This window comes from Microcoleus sp. AR_TQ3_B6, from assembly GCF_036702785.1.
Taxonomy (GTDB): domain Bacteria; phylum Cyanobacteriota; class Cyanobacteriia; order Cyanobacteriales; family Microcoleaceae; genus Microcoleus.
In genome coordinates this window covers 80,740-105,389 of the sequence record NZ_JAUBVJ010000008.1, presented here as the reverse complement: position 1 = coordinate 105,389, position 24,650 = coordinate 80,740, and the positions used below count along the sequence as shown (strand labels likewise).

The window sequence follows — 24,650 nt, the reverse complement described above, 5'->3', positions numbered from 1 at the left end:
ATTTCGGGTCAGGGACAAAAAACCGACTTAGGACTGATGCTCATCAATCCGCTTTCTAGGATAAATAAGAGGTTTGACCGGGAAGTATGGGCGCAGAAACCGGGAATCAGCCCCGCGCACGTCAGTCGTGCGATCGCAAAAAATGAAAAATCTCAGATTCACCCTTCATCCTGCCTGGATATCTTAGAATAAATAAAATTGAGGAATACAAAGTGGTTGCTTCTCCAGAAAAAATCGATTTCAAAACATCTGCAGCACCCGCAAGTAACGATCGCGTTGCTGTATTGCTGATGGGTTACGGCGAAGTCGAAAGCTACGACGATTTTGCCAACTACAACGAACAAGCTTTAAATTTGCTTACGGCAAAATTTGCGCCAGTACCGCTTTGGATTTATCCGCCGCTGGCGAAGATTTTAGCAATCTTTGACTTGCACGAGTGGAGTCACCAACACGGTCAATTCGTTTCGCCGCACAATGCAATTTTTGAACAGCAGCGCGCCGGGATTGAAAAGAATTTACAGGAGAAATGGGGCGATAAAGTAAAAGTGTTCAAAGCTTTTAACTTTTGTGCGCCGTTTTTGCCGGAACAAGTAATTCCGCAAATTAAAGCAGAAGGATTTGACAAAATTCTGATTTACCCGCTGTTGGTAGTTGATTCTGTTTTCACCAGCGGCATTGCAGTCGAACAGGTGAATAAAGCTTTAGCACAAACCTTTGATGGTAAGGAACATTGGGTAAAAGGACAGCGCTACATTCCTTCTTTTTACGATGAACCTGCTTACATCGATTTGATGGCGCGTTTGGTTGAAGAGGAAATTAAGAACGATTTAGCTGTAGCGCATTTGCCTTCTCAGATTGGGATTGTGCTGATGAATCACGGTTGTCCGCACAAGGCGAAGGGCTTTACTTCGGGTATTGTGGAAAGTCAAGCTTTGTACGATCGCGTGCGCGAACGTTTGATGTATCGCTATCCTTTGATTTCCGTGGGTTGGCTGAACCACGACACGCCGCTGATTGAATGGACGCAGCCGGATGCGACGTTGGCTGCGAAGAATTTGATCGATCTGGGTGCAACTGCGATCGTGTTTATGCCGATCGGATTTGCGACAGAAAATCACGAAACATTGTTAGATGTAGACCACATTATTGAGTCTTTGCAGAAACAGCGTCAAGGAGTTACTTACCGCAAATTGCCTTGCGTAAATGACCATCCAGAGTTTCTGAAAATGGCGGCAGAGTGGGCAAATCCGCAGATTGAAGCGTTGTTGAGTGAAACTGCGGTTGCTGTTAATCCGAGTTTGGCTGCCGCGCACCGCGAGCACAGCCATTCTCACGGCGATCATGGTCATTCTCATGGCGATCACGGACACAATCACGGTGGGCATTCTCATGGTGATCGCGGACATTCTCATGGCGGGCACGGTCATTCTCATGGCGGGCACGGGCACACTCACTAATAGGACTTGGGCCTGAGAGCTCAGAAACCGGGTTTTTTGCGAAGATACTGCGTTGAAAGGGCAGATTTAGTGAAAAACCCGGTTTCTTTTGTTGGGGTGCGTAGGTAGAAATTTGGGCGAAAAGGTTGAGCGGCCTTTGCTTGTTTTAGAGAAAGGGCGATTTGCTTTTTTATCAGATTTTCTGTGCTTGTCAAACATCCGCTGAGTCGCTAGACTGTAGATACTCTGTATATACATCCTCTGCGAAAGGGTAAATTCCTCAGAGTGATATCACTAGCTAGAGGTTCAAGCTATGGTTGCGACGATCGCAAAGTGGGGAAACAGTCTAGCTGTTCGGATTCCACAGCATTTAGCTAAAGAGATTAACTTGGCTGAGGGTTCTGAAGTGAAGCTTGTCTTGATAGATGGCAAACTGACCATCGAGCCGATAACTCGTCGGCGGTATTCGCTTGAGGAGCTCATCGAGGCAATGACGCCAGAGAATGTTCATACTGAAATTGATACTGGAGTTGCTGTAGGGAACGAAGTTTGGTGACACAATCAAATCCCTACCTTCCGAGTCGAGGCGATATCGTTTATTTAGACTTTGACCCAACTAAGGGACACGAGCAAAAAGGACTTAGACCTGCTTTTGTGCTGTCACCTCGTTCCTACAATGAGAAAAGCTCCTTAGCCCTATTTATGCCGATTACAAAACAACAAAAAGGGTATCCTTTTGAAGTTATCCTACCCACTGGATTAAAAGTTCAGGGAGTAATTCTTGCCGATCAAATTAAGTGTTTAGACTGGAAAGCTCGCGGTATTCGATTGGTTGAGTCGGTATCTCAAGATGTAATTGAAGAGGTACAAGCTAAAATAGAGCCGTTGTTATTGTAAAAGCATGAAGTTCACGGGGCTGCATAAATCAGACATCGCACTTTTCCTGAAATTACCTATGTACGGGGCGCTAGCGGCGAACTCGTACCCGTTTTGCGCGGCACTCGGTTGCGCGTGCAAACAGTAGTAGTTGCAGCCCTGAAATGGGGTTTTTCGCCAAACCAAATTGCCATTGAGTATGATTTAAGTGAAGCTCAAGTGAACGATGTCTTCGCTTTTTATGCGACCCACTCTCAGGAAATAGACGCATCTATTGCCGCTGAGCGAATTATCGAAGCTGCCAATGTCTAGAATGAGCAGTAGCATCGATCGGCGATGGTTCCACTTTGCCGTTAGGCTTTCGATCTCATTTCTGTTTCACTAGCACCTGCTCGCACCATAATTGTCCGAACAAGAGAACCAAATATCCTCCACCCGACAAGAGTTAGGCTGGCGTGCCGTGTCGCTAACAGCAAATCATCAAGGCGTATCTGTATAACCCCATCAAATACTACAGCATTGCCCAGTACATTGCTAGAGTCCCCTGGTAATGGTGGAAGATACATTCGCTTAGTGGATTTGAACTTTAGCATTTCACTGAGGAGTTGCTTTGCATCAGGAGCGTCAGAAAAAATTGGTTGCAATCGCAGCAGTGAGGCATAATTGCGGCGGCCCTGAACAAGGTCACAGGTTGAGCTTGCGATAGCAAATTTCATGTTAGTAATACGCTCTCCCAAGAAGTAGCCAGCATCACTACTAACAATATCTCCCTGCAAAAGGGCGAAGGCATCTTCATCGTCCCCAACCAGACCTCTTGCTAACATATCCTGATATTCAATTGGCTGAGGCACCAGCGCTCCCTTTGCTCCGAAAACTTTCTGACGGTCTTTTGTCTTACCAAGTTGATCGGCAAAGTCCTGAATAATTGTGAGAACTTGATCGTCGTGAGAAAGTGCGCGTAGCTGATTTTCAAGAGTTTCCAGATTGTTAGGCTCATTATTTGCTACAGCCATCACAATCAATCTATCCTATTGTCGATCGCATTCTCAGATTGCAGAGGACGCTCAATTTCCTCAGGGTCAAGCATCACTTCATCATCCTCATCCAAGTCGAAATTCTCTGGAACTAATCGATCGAAGCTATTGCGGGTAGGAAGCTCAGGCAAGTCTCCCAGCATAGCAACCGCTTCAGCAAGTAGATTAAGATTCTCTGGATCGGGGTGTTTTTTTGCCGCACGCACAGCCAAGATGACGACACGCAATCCTCCCCTTAGCCGCTCAACATCACGCGCTAGTCCATACATTTCTTGAAAGTCACGTTCCTCAATAATGCGGTACTGTCCTGTTTTTGTTTGGAGGGTAGCGATCGCACCATTGCCGATAGAACTGAGTGCTTCGGCGCCGTGCAAACGGAACTTCTCAGACGATGTCCAGTTTTCACCGCTTCGCAACCTAAATTCTTTTTTATTTGTAATCTGCATAGTTTAACCTCCTTACCATATCCTAAGGTAAACCCAACGAAAAAACAACGGGTTGTAAATCCTAGCTTAAAATATTCGCAACCTAATTTTTTTATTTATAGTCGGCATAGTTTAACCTGCTTACCATATCCTAAGGTAAACCCAACGAAAAAACAACGGGTTGTAAATCCTAGCTTAAAATAATAGGACAGGATTTACGCACTCCAACTCCTCGAAACCGGGTTTTTGGCCGTTTCTGCGGCTGTAACGCGTCTTCTGGGCAAAAACCAGGTAGGTTTCTGACTACCCGGGCGTCCAGGACTATAAATAAACCCGCCCCGGCTATACTAATTGAATGGCGATCGCGCCAACCAACTTATCAATCTCCGCCTCAGTTGTAAAATAGTGAACACAAGCCCGCACACAATCAGGATTAAGAATAGTCCTTACCATAATTCCCTGTTTTTCCAACAAATCCACAAGCTTTTTGTGCGGCATCCCATTAATTAATCGAAACGAAACCAAACCCGCTTCCGGCGCAGATTTTCGCAAACATTCCACATTGGGAAGTTCCGACAAACGCTCCCAAAGATATTTACTCAAACGGCAAATTTCTGCATACCTTTCCTCGATCGTACCCCATTCATGTTGCAGGGCGATCGCACTCCGCAAACCCGCATACAAAGGATAAGCCGAAGTCGCAATTTCATAGCGCTGCGATCCCGACTTCCAGCCAAGGACCTTAGCATTAGAATCCGTCACAATTCCCCGCCAACCGATAAACACCGGATGCAAATCTGCCAAAGCTTCAGCACTCACATAAAGCCCCCCCAAACCTTCCGGGCCGCACCACCATTTGTGACCAGTAAAAGCATAAAAGTCAACCCCCGATTCAATCAAATTTAAAGGCAAAACCCCCACAGATTGAGCCGCATCAACTAACACTCTAACTTTGTGCTTATTTGCAGGCAAACCCTCTTGTTCATCCCCTTGAACCCGGGAAAACTCCTCTTGTCCCCCCCCTTGACAAGGGGGGGTTAGGGGGGGTTCATGACACACTTTCACAATCTCAGCCAGAGGCAAAACTTGGCCAGTATTCCACAAAATGTGACTGATAACTAACAAGCGAGTATTGGGCCGCAAACTATCAGCAATCACCGCCACCGGATCGCCCTCATTCAAAGTAGCCGCCAACGGACAAACCGAAACCTCAATGTTGAAACGGCGCTGAAGTTCCATTACACTAGCTACAATACCGTGGTGTTCGCAGTCAGAAAGCAGCAAATGGTCCCCTGCTTTCCAGTCAATGCCCCACAGCGCAATATTGCAGCCGACGGTGACATCTTCAGTTAGGGCGATGGTTTGAGGAGGTACCGTCAACTCAGATGCGATCGCACGTCGCGTCAGCATCGCCTCCTGAACCACCCAAGCCCCCACCTCCCCCGAAAACGGTCCTCCAAGCTGCACCCGTTTGTAAGCCTGATAAATCGCGTCTAAAGCAGGCTCAGGCAGCGGTCCTTGTCCGCCGTAGTTAAAATAAGCTTTATTGGCCAAAGCTGGGAATTGTTGCCGGTGATTGTCCTTTGTCATTTTTTCTGGCGAATTATTGATAGCGTTAATATTGAATAACTGATGGTGTGAACTTTCTATCCTTTGACTTGTGCCTCAAGCTAAATAATCAATCCCTGTATCCCTGTCAAAATCCCTATCAGGCTTTCCTTCTAATTATTCTATGCCTTGCGAATACTAAATGTTAATAACTGACAAACTGCTACTTTCCTATCAGCGGTGCCATCTCCGAGCATTTTTAGACACCTGCGGAGACTGGAAACAACAAGACCCCCCCAGCGACTTTCTGCTGAAACTGATGCGCGACAGCGCCGCATACCAGCAGCAAGCTTTGGAACACGAGACTTACGAACAACCATATTATCCTAGAGGGGATTGGGAAGCCGGTGCGGCCGCTACGTTGAGTTTAATGCAGCAAGGGGTCGATCGCATTTACCGAGGAGTTCTGATCCAGGGCGAATTCGGCAAAACCAACGCCGCAACAACTTCTCTGGTAGGAATTGACCGTCAATATTTCCCCGAATTTGGCGAAATCCCCGAAACTCCCATTCATTTTTCATCCTCCAATCTTCCCTCTTCAAACATTACCCTGATCGGCCGTCCCCATTTATTAATCAAACAGCCGGGACAATCAAAATTTGGCGATTGGAGTTATATTACTGCGGATATTTGGCTTAGCAAGCGACCAAAACTAGAGTATCAAATTATCGCAGCTTTTCACGCCCAAGTTTTATCTTCCGTGCAGGAAACAAGGCCCGAGACTGCATGGCTGATGCTGCGAAAAAAAGGGCTGTGCTCGGTGAATCTCGGCCAGCGAACTCCTCAGATGTTCGAGATTTTAGATGATTGCATTCAGATGATAGAAAATGGGGATAAACCAGAGGTGTTCATTTCCCGGCAAAAGTGCAATCTTTGCGGTTGGTATACTCTCTGTCACGCCGAAGCCGCATCTATTAAACATCTTTCCTTATTGCCGGGAGTTACTGCCAGCCGCTATGCTAGACTGAAAACTCTCAAAATTACTGAGGTTGAAGCTCTCGCTAATGCTAGTTCCGAACAGCTTTCTGAGTATCCCGAATTCCCGGACAGAGTTGCTTTTGATGTGGTGCAGCAAGCTCAATCCCACTTGCTAAATCAACCGCTGTTGCGGGAAGAAGGAAGAAGGAAGAACGAAGAAGGAAGGCACGACACGGATTTTGACACGGATACAGGGATTGACGATCGAGAAGAACGTAGAAGTGAAAATTCGGAAGAACTTAACTCCTCTGAAATCGTACCAGATATTGTAGACAATATCTTGAATGACATCGCAGTTGAGAAAGTAAGAATTCGAGAAAACAAACCTGCGACATCTTCTATACCTGCGCCAATTCTCCGCAAGAAACCAATTCCCTATTCACAATCAGTCTTTTTGCCGATCGCCCCAATCGAACTCTACTTTGACATTGAAGCAGAACCCGAGTTAAACTTGGATTACCTCCACGGAGTCTTAGTCGTTGACCGATCCAACAATACGGAAAAATTCCACGGTTTTTTAGCAGAATCAGCAGCAGAGGAAGGTGCAATCTGGCAGCAATTTTTAGAATTAATGTGGGCTTATCCTATTGCTCCGATTTTCCACTTTTGCGACTATGAAGTCAAGACTTTTAAGCGACTGGCTAAACTTTACAATACTCCAGCTTATTTGTGGAAACCCGTGCTGAAACGGTTTGTAGATATTCACAAACAAGTGACGCAAAAGGCGATTATGCCGGTGGAAAGTTATGCACTCAAACCAATTGCCCGCTGGCTGGGTTTTGACTGGCGAGATGCTAAGGCTAATGGTGCTCAGTGCGTCTGCTGGTACGAGGATTGGCTCAGAACTGGCGATCGCTCGCTCTTGGAGGCGATCGTCCGCTACAATGAGGACGACTGTCGTGCTACTTATGTGGTTAAAGATTGGTTGACTAATTTTTTGCTAAATCATGAGCCGTGATTTTTAGATTTAATGAACCGCGAAGACGCGAAGGGCGCGAAGGAAGAAGGGGAAGAGGAAGATAGGTAATAATGTATTTATTGGTAAAATGCGAAAGCTAGGAAAAGCAACTATATTTATTGTCTGTTTTTTGATGGCAGCAACTGTTGCTATTTGGGTAAACCAGTCAGCTCAATCTTTCGCTGTTACGAAAATAGTTTTTATCGGCAGAGCAATATTTCCTACAGGTTCTCCGTTTCAGGGGACGGAAATTGGCGGACTTTCGGGCATTACTTATGATGCCGAGAAACAAGTTTATTATGCCATTTCTGATGACCGCAGCAGTAAGGCTCCGGCGCGCTTCTATACTCTCAAAATCAACTTGGAATCTGGTAAACTGGAAAAAAAGCAAGTTACTTTTACTGGTGTTACTACTTTATTAGATGAAAACGGTAAAGGTTTTCCTGAATTAAGTTTAGATCCGGAAGGGATAGCTTTTACTGGCAATAGCGTGTTTGTTTCTTCTGAGGGAGATGTCGATCGCCAAATAAATCCTTTTATCAAAGAGTTCTCCCTCGATGGTAAACTCCTGAAAACGCTGCCAATTCCTGACCTATTTTTGCCCGACGACAAGGGAACTAAAGGCATCCGCAACAATCTATCATTTGAAAGTTTAAGTTTAACGCTCGATCGCAAATACCTATTTACAGCTACCGAAAACGCCTTGGTTCAAGATGGCGCCGTAGTTTCCCTGGAAACCGGCAGCCCGTGCCGGATTTTGCGCTACGATGCGGTGAGCGGCAATCCAGAAGCATCGTTTCTCTACATCACCGAACCGCTACCGGCTGGTGCGAATCCTGTGGGAAAATTAACTAGCAACGGTTTAGTGGATTTGGTGGCGATCGACGATAACCGCTTGCTGAGTTTAGAGCGTGCTTTCTCCCTGGAAACTGGCACAACTATCAGAATTTTTGAGATTTCTCTGGCAAAGAGCGATCGTATTGATGCACTCGAAAGCCTCAAAAGCCGTCTCAGCGAGGTTTCTCCCGCTCAAAAACGCCTGCTGCTGGATTTGGAAACGCTGAAAATTCCCCTAGACAACATTGAGGGGTTGACATTTGGCCCCGCCCTGGCGGATGCTAGCAGAGGTCTGATTTTGGTGAGCGACAACAACTTCAGTCCCCTGCAAGAGACTCAGATTTTGGGCTTTCAAATAAAAGTTCAAAAAACCTCTTGACAAAAGGTGAAGTTATAGGCATAATAGAAATTGTGCCTGAAAAAACGGCAAAACGAGGGACAGTAGTTCAATTGGTTAGAGCACCGCCCTGTCACGGCGGAAGTTGCGGGTTCGAGCCCCGTCTGTCCCGTTCTCTCGTAAATAGAAAGTTTAAACCTTTCATAAATCTATTTCTAAATTGAGTTCTTTTGTAGTCAGGACTTCAGTCCTCCTGTGGATAAAAAAGGACTAAACTCCTGATATCATGTCCGGTCGATTACCCGACCTCAGGTAGGGGCCCGTGAGCCAACAATATCTGCCAACAATCTCCAATCTCAAAAACCCGCCCGGTCGGGATATTATGGTCAATCGATCGGACATGATATGACTGCGAATCTTATGATATTTATATAGCCAGACATGATTAAGGAGCGGGAAAATATGACCGTTACAACCATTAACCCCTCACCGGAAAAAACTACACAACGGGTAGTATTATCTAATATCAGTTGGCAGACTTACGAAAGCTTATTAGCAGAAGCGGGAGACAAGAGATCCTCGCGATTTTCATATTCTCAAGGGGTCTTAGAAATTATCATGCCATCTGACTTGCATGAAACTATTAACTGTTTGCTCAAACGGATTGTTACAGCTTTGACTGAGGAGTTGGACTTGAAGATTAAGGGATTTGGTTCGACGACTCTCAACCGTGAAGATTTAGAACAAGGTGCAGAACCAGATTCATGTTTTTATATCCAAAATGTCGATCGCATTCTAGGGAGAAGGCTTGACATCTCAACTGCTCCTCCCCCAGACTTGGTAATTGAAGTTGATATTACCAGTCCTTCTTCTAATCGATTTGTAGTTTACACACAGCTAGAAATCCCTGAAGTTTGGCGGTATCGGGGACAAACTGTACAAATTTATCAATTGCAAAATCGGGAATATATTACCTGCGATCGCAGTCCGACATTTCCCATCCTTTCTGTAGCAATGCTCAATCAATTTTTGCAGATGGCAGAAACTCAAGATGACAATGCCATAATTCGGTCTTTGCGTCAATGGGCGAGCGAGCAGTTGCGATCGCCCGACAATGAGCAATAACACTAAACTTAATTTAACTAATTCCTTTCTCCCACGGACGATCGACTCCCAGCAGCGCTCAAAGGTGTGGAATAATAAACGGTCGGGCTATCTGATATGTCAAAACCAGGACAATGGGCACGAGGATCGGAATAGCAACTAGCAATCCCCATTTGCCAAACCTAAGTTTTTGACCGTCCGATTTGAACAAGAAAATCACAGCGGCAATTCCCATGAGTACCCAGAGACCGCCGAAGCCCATGAAGACTGTATAGCCTACATCTTGCATTTTTTTTGACCTTTAATAGTAGTCCATCTTTAAGGTTAGTTGCAGTCTGTTTCTGCTGACATCTTCTAAGAGACCGATCGCACTTATTAAATATGACTCATTTCGAGTTGGGTTGGCAGCGGCCCTGACTTTCGCACTCGATCCGCACAGTTCGCGAGCTCATAATTGTTGCTAAATCCGGCCTTCCCGTCAGCTTCAGCCGCCAGTCGGCCCAAATTCCGTACAGCCAATTGGCGATCGCCCCGATCGCTGGTAACTTAGTCACAGCATAAACCCATCCCATCCCTAAAATCTCGTAGGTGCGGCGAAAAACCTCCACATTTTTCACCGTCGTACCGTCGGGTAAAATCGCGTGAATCCGCCCCATCGCCGTTTCGTAGTCGATGCCGCCGTGGGCCTGGGGGTTGTAGCCATCATCCGCGATATCCACAAACGACACTAAACCTCGCCCCGCGTCGCGTTTTTTCAAGAAATTAACCTCCCGCACGCACAGAGGACATTCACCGTCGTACAGCAACTCAATCTGCCAAGCAGGCGCAGCAGACTCGGGTGAGGGCGCAACAGATTCGGAAAACTCAGTTTTAGCAGCAGACATAGGGAAATATTTTTTAATGTCGTCGATCGCACACAAACATTTTACAAGGATAAATAGTTGTCAGGTGCGCCTTGGGTACTCCTAAAGCTTATTTGTGCTGTGAAAAATAGTCCCAAAGGTGAATCCAGTCTAGGCCGCCCGCAATGCTAATATCATCAAGATGCCTTCTGCTGCCTTGCCGGAGACTTTCGCGAGCCTTCGGAAAGCCCTCGAAGAGGATTGGCTATTATCAAGCAATTCGAGGCAAAGCACCTGCCAAGCACAACTATTAAGTCGGCAACAAAATATAATAAAATTTGAAGTCTTAAACCTCAGCAATTCGCCCAACCAGCAAATCGCCCCCAATCTCAAAGCAAAAATCTACATGAATGTCAGAGTCCGTCTAGCCCCCAGTCCCACCGGAAACCTACACATCGGTACCGCCAGAACCGCCGTATTCAACTGGCTGTTTGCCCGCAACCAAGACGGTAAATTCATCCTGCGGGTAGAAGACACAGATGTAGAACGTTCTAAAAGCGAATACACAGATAACATCCTCGAAGGACTCACCTGGCTGGGTCTGAACTGGGACGAAGGCCCGAGTTTTCAGTCCGAGCGTCTGGAGATATACCGCCAATGGGTCCAAACCCTGCTAGACAAAGGACTTGCCTACCGCTGCTACACCACGGCCCAAGAACTAGACCAAATGCGGGAAGCACAAAAAGCCAAAAAACAGGCCCCCCGCTACGACAACCGCCACCGCAACCTGACTCCCGAACAGCGAGAAGCTTTTGAAGCCGAAGGGCGGCAAGCTGTAATTCGGTTTATCATCGACGACGATCGCACCATATCTTGGAACGACACGGTACGCGGCACCGTAACCTGGAAAGGTAGCGACCTCGGCGGCGATATGGTAATTGCCCGTGCATCCAGCGGCGGCGTCATCGGCCAACCCCTCTACAACCTCGCAGTAGTTGTCGATGACATCGACATGGGCATCACCCACGTCATCCGCGGCGAAGATCACATCGGCAATACTCCGAAACAAATATTGCTCTACGAAGCTTTAGGCGCGAAAATCCCAGAATTTGCCCACACGCCATTGATTTTAAACTCGATCGGGCAAAAACTTTCTAAACGCGACGGCGTAACCTCGATTTCTGACTTCAAAGATATGGGTTACGTCCCCGAAGCTCTAGTTAATTACATGACTTTGCTGGGCTGGACTCCCCCGGACTCAAAGCAAGAAATATTTACACTCTCCGAAGCAGCAGCAGTATTTACCTTCGATAGAGTCAACAAGGCCGGTGCCAAATTTGATTGGGATAAACTCAATTGGCTTAACAGTCAATACCTGCACAAAATGCCAGTGCCGCAATTGACAGATTTGCTGATACCTTATTGGTGGCAGAAAGGCGGTTATGAGTTTGACTCCGAGGCAGACCGCCCTTGGCTCGAACAAATAGCTGCTTTAATCGGTCCGAGTCTCGTTCGCTTAACCGATGCTGTGGATATGTGCAAGTTGTTCTTCTCCACCACGGTGGAATATGAAGAAGAAGCACTCGCACAGTTGCAGCAACGAGGGGCTGCAGAGGCTTTACAAGCAGTGGTAGAAGCGATGGAAACTCATTCCTCCCTGACATCAGCGGAAGCTCAGAAAATCACTAAAAAGCTCAGTAAAGAGAAAAATCTTAACAAAGGGCTAATTATGCGATCGCTCAGAGCCGCTCTGACAGGTGCAATGCACGGCCCCGACCTGATAGAATCTTGGGTAATCCTTCACCAGCGGGGGACGGCTAAAACCCGCTTGCTTGATGCCATTAGCAACTTGAATTTGCCTGCGGTTGGTGTCGCGGCCGAAACTCCTACCCTAGAACCACCAAACGCAGAAACAGTCGCCGAAACTTCTGCTAAAGAACAGCCAGCCGTCCAAACACCTACTGTTGAAACAGCAGCGCCCGAGGTGACAGCAGTAGAAATATCGCCTGTGGAAACAGTCGAAATATCGCCTGTGGAAACACCCGGAACCGAGGTTTCAGCAGTCGAAATATCGCCTGTGGAAACACCCGGAACCGAGGTTTCAGCAGTCGAAATATCGGCTACCGAAACAGTCGGGACAGAAGTTTCAGCAGTCGATATTTCGGCAGTTGAAACAGCCGCAGCAGCAGTTGAAATACCTGCAGCCAACCAGCAAAAAACTATTGCGAGTGGAGAAATGACTTCATCAAACGAACCAGAAACAACCGTTATCATCACCGAAATTCCTGCCGGAAATGAAGGAGACAGTTCAAGCGGTACCACAAAAGTCATAATTACCGACGAACCGCCAAGTCAGACCCAGCAGATCAAAGAACAAATTATCTCAATTTTGTCCGAGTTTCCCGCTTACATCGGCAGCTTTTACGAGCAGTACAAAAGTCCCCTGACTGTTGTAGGTGTAATTTTAGCCTCGATTATCTCTTTGAAAGTGCTTTTGGGCGTAATAGACGAACTCAACGACATCCCCCTGCTAGCACCCACATTCGAGCTAATTGGTATCGGATACACCGTGTGGTTTGTCTACCGTTATTTGCTGCGCTCGTCCAACCGGCAACAATTAGGTGAAGAAATTCAAGCTTTGAAAGAACAGGTTTTCGGCAAAAAGTCCTAAACTTTTGCTGGTAATTTGTTGAATTTGTGCCCGATACTGACAATTTTAAATATGTTGTCAGTGTCGGGTTTTTAAAGGACTAATGATATCAATTCCGGTAGCATAGGAATAGTAAAATCCAGTCAACAGTTAACAATCAGGGATGGTGCGACCGGACTCGATCTAATTCATCTGCGTTAATCTGTGTTTATCTGCCCTCATCTGCGGTGGAAAAAAGAGAATGTAAACCGCAGATGACAATGGATGGACGCTGATTCACGCAGATGAAAAGAAGAGAGATAGGAATAATTCCGATTAACAGATTTGATATGACTAATGACTAATGACTGATGACTAAACCCCAGCAGCGGTAAAAGCCGCCCAGTGATAGGGATTAGAAAAAGGATAGGGTTTGCGGTTGCGAATTTGCTGCAAAGAAGCCTCAGCAATAACGCGAGAACTGTGAGAAAGCCGATCGAACATATGCGAAATTTGAGGTTGAAAATCCGCCAGCAACACCTCCAATTCCTCGCCTGTCAAATTCCGCAGCCACCTTTGAGCATCCGCCAGCGCGCGAGCCACATCTCCCACCTGCAACCGAGGAAACCGTGCGAGATTTTCATAAAACTTGCTAGTCAGCAGCAGCGTAGAAACATCGTTCACCTTCCAAAGACTGCTGACCACACTAGACGTGCCAGCATACAACAAACCCGCCGACAAACCGACAAAATCTCCTCCAGCAACGCTTACAGGGCCGGGGGCAATTTCGCAAGCCGATAAGGTAACTAAAAAATATTGCCGCAAATCAAGATTAAAAATTTCCTCCAAACTCAGAACATCATTTCTCAAAAACACTGCGGATTTCAGCGGCCAACCCAAATTAAGCAAACTCAAACAAGCAAAGTGAGCGCATTTTTTCTGCTGCAACTGCCCTATTTCTTGAGGCGAATCCCCCTTATTAGCAGACATTCCTCGAGAAAAAGCCTCTTTAATTGCTGGCTTCTGGCGCCGAAGTTCTGCACTAGGAAAATACTGAGAAATATTGGCGATTTCCATGTTGCTGTAAAACGAATCCCTGGTGAAAGTTGGAACTGCCAAAAGGTGTTCCAAACGGGGTCTGTACCGACCAAGAGCTGCAGCGCGCGCACTTTGTCTAAACAGCAATAGCTGACAGCTAGGAGCATAGCGAATTCCTCCAGCAAATCGATCGATCAAATAATTAGCAGGCGCTGGAACGTCGCCAAATGCCGAACCTTGAGAAAAATCCGAACCAGCGTACCCCTCCACATCAAAACCGCTGCGATCGCTCCACCCAGTCCTCCAAATTCCCCTGCCGTCATCAAATCCGTCTCTCACCCCCAGAGGCAAAGCGTGGAGGGGCAAAGCGTGCAAAAATCGGTGCGGCACAAAAATCAGCCGATCGCAATTCTCCGGAATCAGCGCCACCACTCGATCGATTTCCAGCAGCGAGGCCAAGCGTTTGAGGCGAGACGGGAGATGATTGATCCAGCGACCTTTTTGTTCGGAATAAGCGCTGAGGTACTCCTGGGCCCAACTTTCGGCAGCCAAAGCATTTTGCGACGAACACTGGTGAACGGCGGGATATAGTGCACCCTTGACCACCACAAAAGCGACCAGCAACTCCCCCAAACTCGCCCACACCACAGCAGCGCAATTGGCATCAGGCAACAATTGGCGAATTTGGTCAAAAGCGATGGGTTGAACTTTGCGAGCTAGGCTGAAGAAAGGGTCGTTTGCCTGCACCTCCCGAGCGATCAACCCATCAAACTGGCGCCACAATTGATTTAAGTGCATCAAGTCCGAGTTCGGCAGCAGATAACCGCTGTTCAAACCTTGGGTATCGCCCTCAGGAATCAAGGTAGGGTTGGGCTGGGGTTCTCGCTCTTCTTGGTGCCGCTGTTCCCCCGCTATTTCCTGTTGCAGCGACTCCAACTCGCTTCGCACCGCTGCAGAAATTTCGGCTTTCGGAGTCAATTGGCATTTAACCAGCAGTTCTACTAAATTCCGATTTTTGTGGCGTTCGGCGTATTCCAGAGCCTTAGCGAAATATTCGGGAAGGCTGGCGCCGAGTTCCAGGCAAACTTGCACCAGGCATTTATAGAGTGCAGCCCAGGTGCGAGTTAATTTAACTTTTGGGGTACTCGTCTGATCGCCCCAATCGACTGTATCAACCTCGGGTTCGGAGCGCAAGAATTCCACAGTATCGACAGCAGCAGTAAAAACCCCGTAGGCGCGAAGCAAGTCGCCTCGAACTCGGTAAGCTTGACCCAAATAAAATAAAATTTCAGCCCAGCGGTGGGGATGGGTTTCGCGAGTGTAGACTTGGCAGGCGCTGTGATAGCAGCGGATCGCGCTTTCCATGTGGGACAAGTTTTCCGTTTCTGTCACTTGGGAATAAGCCCTACCGAGATAAATTTGCAGCATTGCCCAGCGGTTGGGAGCTCCCTCCCTGGTGTAGACTTGGGTGGCATTTTGATAGCAGGCGATCGCGCTTTTGAGGTTGCGGTTTTTTTCCCCTTTCAGGTGTTCGCAGAAAGCGCGGCCGAGGTACGCACACAGCATTGCCCAGCGTTCGGGAGATTTTTGGCGGTTGCAAAAGAGCAAAGCATTTTGATAGCACGCGATCGCCATTTCGATATTTTCAGCTTTTTCCCCTTTCACCCGCCGACTGTAGATCCTACCGAGGTAAGTTTGGATCGAAGCCCAAGCTTCGGGAAATTTGATGCGGGTATAGACTTGTAAAGCATTTTGATAGCAGGCGATCGCCATTTCCACATTTTCCACCGGATCGCCTTTGATGCGATCGACAAACACCCGCCCCAAATTCCTTTGAGTCGTCGCCCACTGTAGCGGAAAAGCTTCCCGAGTCCGCACTTGCAAAGCTCTCTGATAGCAGTTGACCGCGTATTCTAGATTTTCGGCTCGGTTGCCCCGCAGGAACTCGCAGTAAGCATTTGCCAAATTATTTTGAGTCGTGGCCCAGCGCCGGGGAAACCGCTTGCGGTTGTAGACTTGCAAAGCATTGTGGTAGCAAGCGACTGCCAGTTCCAGATTTTGGGCTTTGTCGCCCTGCAGCCGGCGGCTGTAAGCACGGCCGAGATTGTTTTGAGTGCTCGCCCACTCTTCCCCGAAAGTTTCGCGCGTGCGAACTCGCAGCGCGTTTTGATAGCAGGCGATCGCCTGTTCTAGATTGTCTGCCGGATCTCCTTTGAGGCGCTCGCTGTAAGCGTTGCCCAGATTGTTTTGCAGCGTCGCCCACTGTTCCGGGTACTTTTCGGGAGTACGTACTTGCAAGGCATTTTCAAAGCAAGCGATCGCCTGTTCCATATTTTGAGCTTTATCACCTTTGGGGCGATCGCTGTAAGCGTTGCCCAGATTGTTTTGCAACATCGCCCATTCTTGGGGAAAGTCTTTGCGGGTAAACACCTTAGCAACTGTTTCGTAACCGGCTATTTCGATTTCCAAGTTATTGGCCTTGCTGCCGAGGGGAAACCGCCCAATTTTATTGCTCAGATTGCCAATCAGGGCTGCAATGCGCCTAGTTTCCGATTCTTTGGCAGCCGAAAGCACCAAAGTTGCCCATCCGCGCAGCAGTTGTGCGAAATTATGATCGAGTTTATCTAAATTGTGTCTCAGCAACGTGTACAGGTGCTGCGAATCTGCGCTGCGCGCAACTGCCTGCAATACTTCTGCTAAAAAAGTCAGATATGCTGTCCCGGTTCCGGGCAAATTAGAAGTGTTCTTTGCAGATGCTAAGGGTGCGATCGCCTTTTGGAAAAATTTTGCCGCTTTGAGCAAACTTTCTCGCGTCAGTGCCGGCTCTTCCAAATAAAGCGTTTGCATGAACCCAAAGTCTATCGACTTTGGGTTTGTCCTCAAAATCAAATCTATTCCTGAGTCCACAGGATTTTCCAGCAGCGTTTGGAGCATATTAACATCAGTTTTGCGACGCTTTTCGTCCATCGTGCATTCCGCCAAACTATTAACCATAGGAGCGCTGCTTCCGTGCAACCAAGTGAACTACCCACCGCTAAATCGGAGTACCGAATATATTAGGGGCTTGTGTACTCATAGGCGAGGGCAGAAGCTTAGACTTTTGTGCCAGCTTTGGTCTTACCTCGCCTCCTAAAGCAGAGACGGCTGAACCTTCCGTCTTTAGTATTCTGATACCTTCTGCTCTGATATTTATCGCTGCATTCCCCTGCTGATTACGATCTGTACCACAGTGAGGACAAGGCCATTCCCTGATATCTAATGGCATCTGGGTCCTTTGATGGAAACAATTAGAACAGAGTTTGGAACTGGGAAACCATCTATCAACCTCAACTATGTTCCCGCCTTTGCGTTCCCACTTGTTGGCTAAAAAGTGGGGGTATTTTCCCAAACCCTTATCATATAAGGCTTTCGCCCAATCTTGATTGCGAACCATGCCCAAGACCTGAAGGTTGTCTACTATGACCGCGAGGCGATCGCTCCCTAACTTATAGCTAAGTTTATGTAAAAAATCTTGCCGCGAATTCTTAACCCGTTCGTCTACCTTGGGAATAACTTTTGTATATTTGTAACTAGAATTACTTTTTCTCGGCTGGGGCGTTAACTTTTGCTGCTGGCGCTTCAAGTTCTTCTCGTGCTTGGCAAAATGCTTGGCATTGTCATATTTAGATTTTTTTTCGCACTCGGTGACAATAGCAAAGTGTTTCACTCCTAAATCAATGCCATAAATTCTACCTTCTTTTTTTGTCTGGTTCTCACCCTCAATTTCAGTCAGTATAGATATCAGAGATTTCCCTGAAGAATTATTACTAATAATTACTGTCGGGGATTTACCCTCAATTGAGCTCTGGATTTTTGGTTTGCCTATTCTCAGCTTGCGGGTTTTTTTTACATTGCCCTCTACAATTTTAACATTTTGATGATGCTTAACTGACTGTTTTTTATGCTGTAATTTGAACTCAGTAAAGCCAGCATTTTTATCAATATTTTTTGTGTATGCAGTGGTTGATGTGAGCGTATTAGCTCGCAAAAATTGGCTGTAATACTTATCTAACCATGCACTTATACCTGATTTTTCGAGACCAGGTAAAAGTGTGTTGAGGGCGGCGCAGCCCATTTTTTTACCAGTTTTTTTATAAATTTCAATTAATTTATTTAGATTATAATTACACGACCAACCTGCACCACCAAAAGTGCGAGCTAATTGTATTTTTTGATTTTGGGTAGAATACAAACGAACTTGGATAGCCTTGTGTAGCACTCAACATCACCTCCTTGCTTCTTCTATTCTCTCACAATATACAGTTGACGAGCAAAATTTTACGGAAAAATTTAGTGACGAGGATTACATCTTTCCTCTCTTGAAAGCTGTCCCAAAAATTGCTCAAAGATGCAATCGTCGTCACCCGCCCTTCCGACTATAAGGGTACTAGGTTTAGTGGGAAGGGGGCGAAATAGTTAAACCAGGATTCACCAGTCCCAACAGACACGCAGATAGCGAAACTAGCACCTACAATCGCTAATAGTATTATTTGGCGAGTCGATCCTTAGTAAAATCCCGGTTAAAGGCCCCGTCAGTCTGTCGGGGCCGGTTTCACAGACAGTTCTAAATTTGACAAACCCGCCCCGACATACTTGCAGCGGGACGGGTTTACTTTTACTCGGATCGGACTTACGCTAAGAAACCCGGTTTCTGCGAAACTCTTGGGTTTAGTAAGGAGAAATCTCGAAAGAAAGCGGGTTTCTGCGAAACTTTTGGGTTTAGTAACGATAAATCTCGAAAGAAACCCGGTTTCTGAGGAAGAGTGTGTCCTGGCCTAAGTGAGTTATCTAGGATATTGCGCGAGTTTCAACGCTACAGCTAACAAAAAGCAAGTCAGTAGATTTTACTGTACCGCCTGAGAACGCAAGGCTGACTCCACTGCCTGCAGAGCTCGATCGACTTCAGCGGCGGTGACAATCAGCGGCGGGACAAACCTCAGGACTTTCGGTCCTGCTGGAACCAACAAAACTCCTGCGGCGATGGCAGATTTGACAATATCAGCGGATGTAAGTTCGATATCAGCGTGCAATTCCATCCCGACAATCAAACCCCAGCCGCGCACCTCAGCAATTAAATGCGGATATGCGGCCGCCAACTTGTTGAGCCCTGCTTTCAACTGTTCCCCGCGCTGCTGCACGTTTTCTAGAAGGTTTTCCCGTTCTAAAGTTTGGCACACGCACAAAGCTACAGCGCAAGCAAAAGGATTGCCGCCGAAAGTGCTGGCGTGACTTCCCGGTTCAAATACATCGCAGGAAGATTTGCACAGCATAGCGCCGATCGGGATACCGCCGCCCAATCCTTTGGCAGAGGTAAAGATATCCGGTTCAATGCCGAGGTTTTCGTAGCCCCAGTATTTGCCGCTGCGTCCCATCCCGACTTGCACTTCGTCGAGAATCAGCAAAATGCCTTTTTCGTCGCAAATTTCCCGAATGCGCTGGAAGTAGGCGATATCTCCCGGGCGAACTCCGCCTTCACCTTGCAGGGCTTCCAGCATAATTGCAGCTACTTGGCGTTCATCTTTGTCGAGTTGCTCGATCGCCGTTTCGATCGCACTAATATCGTTGTAGGGCACATAGTGAAATCCCGGCACCAAGGGGCTAAAACCCTTCTGGTATTTAGGCTGTCCCGTGGCCGTAATTGTCGCCAAAGTCCGGCCGTGGAAACTCGCAACGGCGGTAATGATTGTCGGATTCGAGATATTTAATTTTTCGTGGGCGTACTTGCGGGCGAGTTTAATTGCCGCTTCATTAGCTTCTGCGCCGGAGTTGCAAAAGAAGGCTCTGTCCGCGCAAGAATGGTCTACAAGCCACTTCGCCAGCTCGCCCTGTAGGGGGATATAATAAAGGTTAGAAACGTGGTGCAGGGTCTGCATTTGCTTAGTTACCGCTGCAATCATGGCCGGGTGGGCGTGTCCCAGAGTGCAGGTAGCAATACCGGCCACAAAATCGAGATATTCGCGGCCCTCGGTATCCCAAACGCGGCAGCCGAGGCCCCGTTCTAGGGCGATCGCAAAACGCCCGTAAGTTGTCATTACATAGCTGTCGAAGCCCTCAGAACTGAACAAACTGGCTTCGGCTTGCACGCTTGGTTCTTTTAGTAAGGTGTCTGGACTCACGAATCGCTCCTTAACACATAATATGTAGACCTAGATTGTACGGTAAAAATCCCGGTTAGCGGTGCAGGCTGTTAGTTTTGTCATAAAATGATAACAGTAACAGCAATTAATCCCTGGCCAATCTACTGATGAGTTATTACATTTCTCCTGAATTTCTCGATCGCGTTGCGGTGCACGTCACTAAAAATTTTTTAAATTTGCCCGGAGTAAGAGTCCCCTTAATTTTAGGAATTCACGGCCGCAAAGGAGAAGGCAAAACTTTTCAAACCGAACTGGTTTTTCGGCGGATGGGCTTTGAACCGGTGATGATATCTGGCGGCGAATTAGAAAGCCCGGATGCAGGAGATCCGGCGCGTTTAATTCGCTTGCGCTACCGGGAAGCTGCAGAGCAAATTCGCGTGCGCGGCGAGATGTGCGCAATTTTTATTAACGATTTGGATGCCGGTGCTGGCAGGTTCGATACGACTACTCAATATACTGTCAATACTCAGATGGTCAATGCCACTCTGATGAATATTGCTGATAATCCAACTAATGTGCAGTTACCGGGAAGTTATGACAGCACGCCGCTGCACCGAGTGCCGATTATTGTCACGGGAAATGATTTTTCTACGCTGTACGCGCCGCTGATTCGCGACGGGCGGATGGAAAAGTATTATTGGGAACCGAGCCGGGATGATAAAATTGGGATTGTTGGGGGAATTTTTGAGTCTGACAAATTGTCGAAAACTGAGATTGTCGGGTTGGTTGATAATTTTCCCGATCAGGCGATCGACTTTTTTAGCGCTTTGCGATCGCGCATTTACGACGAACAAATCCGCGAATTCATTCACCAAGTAGGAATCGAGCGAGTTTCCAAGCGTTTGGTAAACAGTGTGGAAGCAGCGCCCGATTTTCCGAACCCGGATTTCAGCCTCGCTCATTTAATAGAAATGGGCAGTTTGATGGTGGGCCAACAAAAGCGGATTCAGGAAATGCGCTTAGTAGATGAATACAACCAATCGCGGCTGTTTAACGTTCAAGGAACCCCCAATGCTGCTGCTGCGCCAACGCAAAGTCAATTAAACGACCCGTCATCCAAATATTATAAAGCTTACGTCGAGCCAAGTTCTGAAAGTGGTAACGGTCATGCGGCGCGGCTGAGTTCCGAGGTATTGGAACAAGTAAAGCAGTTGTTAGCAAGAGGCTGCAGAATTGGCATGGAATATGCAGATAATCGCCGATTTAAAACTGGTTCTTGGCAAAGTTGCGCCACGATTCAAACTGCACAGGAAAAAGATGTGGTTGCATCTTTAGAAACTTGTTTGGCGGAACACGGCGGTGAATACGTGCGGCTGATTGGTATCGATCCAAAAGTCAAGCGGCGGGTAGTTGAAACAATTATTCAGCGGCCGCAGGGTTAAAGCTAAAGTAGTTAAAGTTATGAAGGACACAACAGTGTTCATAGGTGTCAAATTAAGCTGTCAGTTGGCCCACCCGGTAGTCCGCCAGTCCGCCAGGGAATGAATTCCCTGTCTAATAGCTAAAGTCCTCTGAAGAGGACTAATGAGTTTAAAAATTTTTCTTTTCAGTCCTCTTAAGAGGACTTTAGCTTTGAGGCAGGGGTTTCAACCCCTGTCGGACTATCGGTTTAACGTAGGGAATGAATTCCCTGTCTAATAGCTAAAGTCCTCTGAAGAGGACTAATGAGTTTAAAAATTTTTATTCTCAGTCCTCTTGAGAGGACTTTAGCTTTGAGGCAGGGGTTTCAACCCCTGTCGGACTGTCGGACTATCGGTTTAACGTTAAGTTGGCACCAATGAACACTGTTGTGTCCCTACAGGCAATATCTTCTTACTCTCGCCGCAGACTACTGGACAGACAGAGATCATGCAAACCAGCGGCGAATTAATTCTACTTGGAAACGGTAGCCCTCACTAACTTCCTCAATCAATTCGCGCTGCAGAAGTAAATTGAGAGCATCGGATTTATCGGGAAAGTGTTGCCACATAGTTTGTCGGCTGACTGTTGCCCCTTCTCCTCGTGCTGCCAAAAACTGCAAAATAGCTAATCCTGCTGCATCTGCTTGATTGCTTTGAATATCGGCAAAAAAGAAACTGCCAACACTTAAAGCCTCTGGGATTGCGGCTTCGACATCGGCTAAAGTTGCCAGTCGGCGGATAGATGGATCTTGCTCGTTTTTTAGTGCGATAATTTCAGCGCAGAGGAGTTGGATTAGGAAAGGGTGACAGCGGGTGAGTTGCAAAACTCGATCGACCGCATTGGGTTCGTAACGCAGGGTAAAATCTTTGACTGGTTGCTCAATTAATTGGCGCGCTTCGGGTTGTTTCAGGTAGCTGATATGAACGACTTGGACATTGATTAAATAGCTAGCCCAACGCTGAAATTCTTCTATTGTATGGGAACCAGCTAGCAGCACTTTGAAGCGGGGACGATGTTGAATCAGGTGACGCAACATTCCCAGAACATCCTCCTCATCAAAGCGTCCTTTTGTGATGGCATTATCTAGCGCCTCGAATTCATCCAAGGCAAGCAGGGCAATATTTTGTTGTAGCGCTTGTTCTACTTCGTCCAGCCATTCATCAAAGCGGGTGAAAGGGTCATCTTCCAGTGTTTCGCGGTCAAGAGATGGGAGAGTTAACGCACTTTGGCGCTGGGCTGAGTTTGCCATACTCCGGGCGATATTGTATAGGAAACTAGCATAATTGCTTGCCGATGCAACTGGCCCTTGTAAGTCTACAAACATGGGAATGATAGTGCTGGGTAGCAAGCGTCCCAGGTTGTTGAGGAGGGATGTTTTGCCCATGCGCCGCTGACCGTAGAGTAACAAAGGAGGGCGGCGGCGGTCTAGAAGTAATTGCAGGGTCAATACGCTTGAGATGATTTTGCCAAGCCGAGGGATGAAAGAAAAGCCAGAACAGCAGTTGCAGGCTACCCAGCATCAGGTTGGGATGCTGTTCTGGTGAATCGGTGTAGGCGTTGGGCGGCACGTTTGGTGAGGTCATCCGATTTTAGATTTTAGATTTTAGATTTTAGATTGATCCCACAGATAAATGCGAGGGCTTGCGATCGAATTGCTTTACGTACTTAATTTTGAGTAGTTCCATAAATATAACGATCGCTAGAAAAGTAGCTCTAATAAATGATCAAATAAATGAGCGAAGGACTGCATCTGTTTTAACCCTTCTTCCTGCCAATCATCCCCCATTTCCTCATCTTCCAGACTAAATAATCGTTCTTGACAAAGGATTTGCAGCAGCAGAGGCCAGCATTTACTTTGAGTCAAAATCCACTCGACATCCTCAGCCGGAAAAGGCCTGGGCAAACTGGCTATGAACTCGCGCGCTTCAGCTTCAGTCAAAGCCCCCAGATTTGCGGTATATCCAAAGATAGTGAAAAAAGGCGAACTATGTCCGGTCCTACGCGCTAATTCGCTCGGCGATTCTGGAGTTGCCAAGACAAACCCTAAATTCCCATTGGTTTCTCTTTGCAAAGAGCGCAAACTCTCCCAAAACTCATCATCTAATTCGGGACAGCGCTGTAAACCTACACCAATTTCATCAAATAAGATGACTGTAGGCTGACGTAAATTACTGCTAACCGCATCCCTAAATCCCTCTAAGTCGCAAGGGCTGGGAACTGACATTTTTAGGCATTCTAAAATGTAGCGCAGCAACTCTTCCCGACTCTGCCGTCGCGGACCTTGAAAATCTACGAAAATCCAGCGATAGTTTTCTGGAGAGGGCAACCAGTCAGATTTTTGACCGGGACGCAACTGTGCTGTTGGGGTGGTGGTAATATTTTTCAAGTATTCCAGCAAAGAAGTCTTGCCACTGTGGCTCTTGCCGATAATGGCAGCATTTGGCAGGGGACGGCGTTTCAGTAAGTCGAATAGGCGTTTTAGTTCCTTCTTCCGCCCAAAAAAGTAGCGCGGATGGGTGATGGGAGTGCCAATTACAAACCAGGAAGTTTCGCTATCTTCTGCATTTTGCAGTTGATTTTTAGGAGCAAAATCCCAGTCACCCTCCTCCAGTTTTAGCCGAAGCGCCTTAAAAACAACTTCAAGAGAGCTTTTTTGGACTCTTTCACCGCGCACTATCCTCCTGACTGTATCACGATGTAACGTTTCGCCGTTGAGCTCAAGTTGAATTTTTTCATGGATCTTACGGACGACGTATCTTTCGCTGGTTATACCCAACCGATCTATCTCAGCCTGAAGCTTCTGCCATCCTTTGGGGGTCAGTATCAAACCGCGATCGCGCTGCTGCGTCCGTGAATTCATAAATTGGCGAAGTTTAACGTTCGGGTGACGATATTCCCGAACTTAAGGAAGATAGTAATAGTTTATATGAACTTAAGCCAGTAAACCAAGTTTGCTCGGATCTCAGCCTCC

19 protein-coding genes, 1 tRNA gene and 1 pseudogene are annotated in these 24,650 nt (G+C 47.1%); 11 read left to right on the top strand and 10 right to left on the bottom strand.

Going from position 1 to position 24,650, the window contains the following annotated elements; genetic code table 11:
• The first annotated feature begins 212 nt into the window (after positions 1 to 212).
• The 4 genes from QUB56_RS06520 to QUB56_RS06505 all read left to right on the top strand — a co-directional run bounded on the left by QUB56_RS06520 (position 213) and on the right by QUB56_RS06505 (position 2,624).
• The gene (locus QUB56_RS06520) at positions 213 to 1,457 is read left to right on the top strand and encodes a ferrochelatase (protein WP_332954187.1); all 1,245 of its coding nucleotides are present in this window, start codon (positions 213 to 215) and stop codon (positions 1,455 to 1,457) included.
• A gap of 292 nt (positions 1,458 to 1,749) precedes the next feature.
• Positions 1,750 to 1,992 carry an AbrB/MazE/SpoVT family DNA-binding domain-containing protein gene (locus tag QUB56_RS06515; protein ID WP_332954186.1) on the top strand — a complete coding sequence of 81 codons (243 nt, stop codon included), beginning with the start codon at positions 1,750 to 1,752 and terminating at the stop codon, positions 1,990 to 1,992.
• Positions 1,989 to 2,333 carry an endoribonuclease MazF gene (gene mazF, locus QUB56_RS06510; RefSeq protein WP_332954184.1) on the top strand — a complete coding sequence of 115 codons (345 nt, stop codon included), beginning with the start codon at positions 1,989 to 1,991 and terminating at the stop codon, positions 2,331 to 2,333. The genes QUB56_RS06515 and mazF overlap by 4 nt, the downstream gene beginning before the upstream one ends.
• Positions 2,334 to 2,426: 93 nt before the next feature.
• Positions 2,427 to 2,624, top strand: coding sequence for a DUF433 domain-containing protein (locus tag QUB56_RS06505; RefSeq protein WP_332954183.1), 198 nt, complete (start codon positions 2,427 to 2,429; stop codon positions 2,622 to 2,624).
• 41 nt (positions 2,625 to 2,665) lie between these two features.
• On the opposite strand, the gene QUB56_RS06500 is transcribed toward QUB56_RS06505, so the two are convergent.
• From QUB56_RS06500 to QUB56_RS06490, 3 genes are all read right to left on the bottom strand, one after another.
• Entirely contained in the window at positions 2,666 to 3,328 is a 663-nt protein-coding gene (locus QUB56_RS06500; protein ID WP_332954181.1) for a hypothetical protein, read from the bottom strand.
• 2 nt (positions 3,329 to 3,330) lie between these two features.
• Positions 3,331 to 3,792, bottom strand: coding sequence for a hypothetical protein (locus QUB56_RS06495; RefSeq protein ID WP_332954180.1), 462 nt, complete (start codon positions 3,790 to 3,792; stop codon positions 3,331 to 3,333).
• A 321-nt stretch (positions 3,793 to 4,113) separates the two neighbouring features.
• Positions 4,114 to 5,361 (bottom strand): aminotransferase class V-fold PLP-dependent enzyme, encoded by a 1,248-nt coding sequence (locus QUB56_RS06490; RefSeq protein ID WP_332954179.1) that lies wholly within the window; start codon positions 5,359 to 5,361, stop codon positions 4,114 to 4,116.
• 160 nt (positions 5,362 to 5,521) lie between these two features.
• Between QUB56_RS06490 and QUB56_RS06485 the strand changes: the two genes are divergently transcribed.
• The 4 genes from QUB56_RS06485 to QUB56_RS06470 all read left to right on the top strand — a co-directional run bounded on the left by QUB56_RS06485 (position 5,522) and on the right by QUB56_RS06470 (position 9,614).
• Entirely contained in the window at positions 5,522 to 7,315 is a 1,794-nt protein-coding gene (locus QUB56_RS06485) for a TM0106 family RecB-like putative nuclease (RefSeq protein WP_332954178.1), read from the top strand.
• A 133-nt stretch (positions 7,316 to 7,448) separates the two neighbouring features.
• Complete coding sequence (locus tag QUB56_RS06480) at positions 7,449 to 8,531, top strand: esterase-like activity of phytase family protein (protein WP_332954177.1); 1,083 nt, start codon at positions 7,449 to 7,451, stop codon at positions 8,529 to 8,531.
• A gap of 56 nt (positions 8,532 to 8,587) precedes the next feature.
• Positions 8,588 to 8,661, top strand: a tRNA-Asp gene (locus QUB56_RS06475).
• Positions 8,662 to 8,951: 290 nt separating this feature from the next.
• Entirely contained in the window at positions 8,952 to 9,614 is a 663-nt protein-coding gene (locus QUB56_RS06470) for a Uma2 family endonuclease (protein ID WP_332954176.1), read from the top strand.
• A gap of 58 nt (positions 9,615 to 9,672) precedes the next feature.
• Here the strand turns inward: QUB56_RS06470 and QUB56_RS06465 are convergent, their stop codons facing one another.
• Both QUB56_RS06465 and QUB56_RS06460 read right to left on the bottom strand, forming a co-directional pair.
• On the bottom strand, positions 9,673 to 9,882 hold the full coding sequence (locus QUB56_RS06465; protein ID WP_332954175.1) for a hypothetical protein: 210 nt from the start codon (positions 9,880 to 9,882) through the stop codon (positions 9,673 to 9,675).
• A gap of 97 nt (positions 9,883 to 9,979) precedes the next feature.
• Positions 9,980 to 10,477, bottom strand: a complete 498-nt coding sequence (locus QUB56_RS06460) for a DUF393 domain-containing protein (RefSeq protein WP_332954174.1) — start codon at positions 10,475 to 10,477, stop codon at positions 9,980 to 9,982.
• 364 nt (positions 10,478 to 10,841) lie between these two features.
• On the opposite strand from QUB56_RS06460, the pseudogene gltX reads away from it, so the two are divergent.
• A pseudogene (gltX, locus tag QUB56_RS06455) lies at positions 10,842 to 12,266 on the top strand (glutamate--tRNA ligase); the annotation flags it as partial.
• A 405-nt stretch (positions 12,267 to 12,671) separates the two neighbouring features.
• Positions 12,672 to 13,106, top strand: a complete 435-nt coding sequence (locus tag QUB56_RS06450) for a CAAD domain-containing protein (RefSeq protein ID WP_332954230.1) — start codon at positions 12,672 to 12,674, stop codon at positions 13,104 to 13,106.
• A gap of 333 nt (positions 13,107 to 13,439) precedes the next feature.
• Here QUB56_RS06450 and QUB56_RS06445 read toward each other — a convergent pair whose 3' ends face one another.
• The 3 genes from QUB56_RS06445 to QUB56_RS06435 all read right to left on the bottom strand — a co-directional run bounded on the left by QUB56_RS06445 (position 13,440) and on the right by QUB56_RS06435 (position 20,257).
• Entirely contained in the window at positions 13,440 to 17,096 is a 3,657-nt protein-coding gene (locus QUB56_RS06445; RefSeq protein WP_332954173.1) for a CHAT domain-containing tetratricopeptide repeat protein, read from the bottom strand.
• A gap of 40 nt (positions 17,097 to 17,136) precedes the next feature.
• Complete coding sequence (locus QUB56_RS06440) at positions 17,137 to 18,360, bottom strand: transposase (protein ID WP_332954172.1); 1,224 nt, start codon at positions 18,358 to 18,360, stop codon at positions 17,137 to 17,139.
• A 625-nt stretch (positions 18,361 to 18,985) separates the two neighbouring features.
• Positions 18,986 to 20,257, bottom strand: a complete 1,272-nt coding sequence (locus QUB56_RS06435; protein ID WP_332954171.1) for an aspartate aminotransferase family protein — start codon at positions 20,255 to 20,257, stop codon at positions 18,986 to 18,988.
• 128 nt (positions 20,258 to 20,385) lie between these two features.
• On the opposite strand from QUB56_RS06435, the gene QUB56_RS06430 reads away from it, so the two are divergent.
• Positions 20,386 to 21,660, top strand: a complete 1,275-nt coding sequence (locus QUB56_RS06430; protein WP_332954170.1) for a ribulose bisphosphate carboxylase small subunit — start codon at positions 20,386 to 20,388, stop codon at positions 21,658 to 21,660.
• 464 nt (positions 21,661 to 22,124) lie between these two features.
• Here the strand turns inward: QUB56_RS06430 and QUB56_RS06425 are convergent, their stop codons facing one another.
• Both QUB56_RS06425 and QUB56_RS06420 read right to left on the bottom strand, forming a co-directional pair.
• A complete protein-coding gene (locus QUB56_RS06425) occupies positions 22,125 to 23,126 on the bottom strand; it encodes an AAA family ATPase (RefSeq protein WP_332954168.1) in 1,002 nt (333 codons plus the stop codon).
• A 252-nt stretch (positions 23,127 to 23,378) separates the two neighbouring features.
• Positions 23,379 to 24,539 (bottom strand): ATP-binding protein, encoded by a 1,161-nt coding sequence (locus tag QUB56_RS06420; RefSeq protein WP_332954167.1) that lies wholly within the window; start codon positions 24,537 to 24,539, stop codon positions 23,379 to 23,381.
• Positions 24,540 to 24,650: the final 111 nt, after the last annotated feature.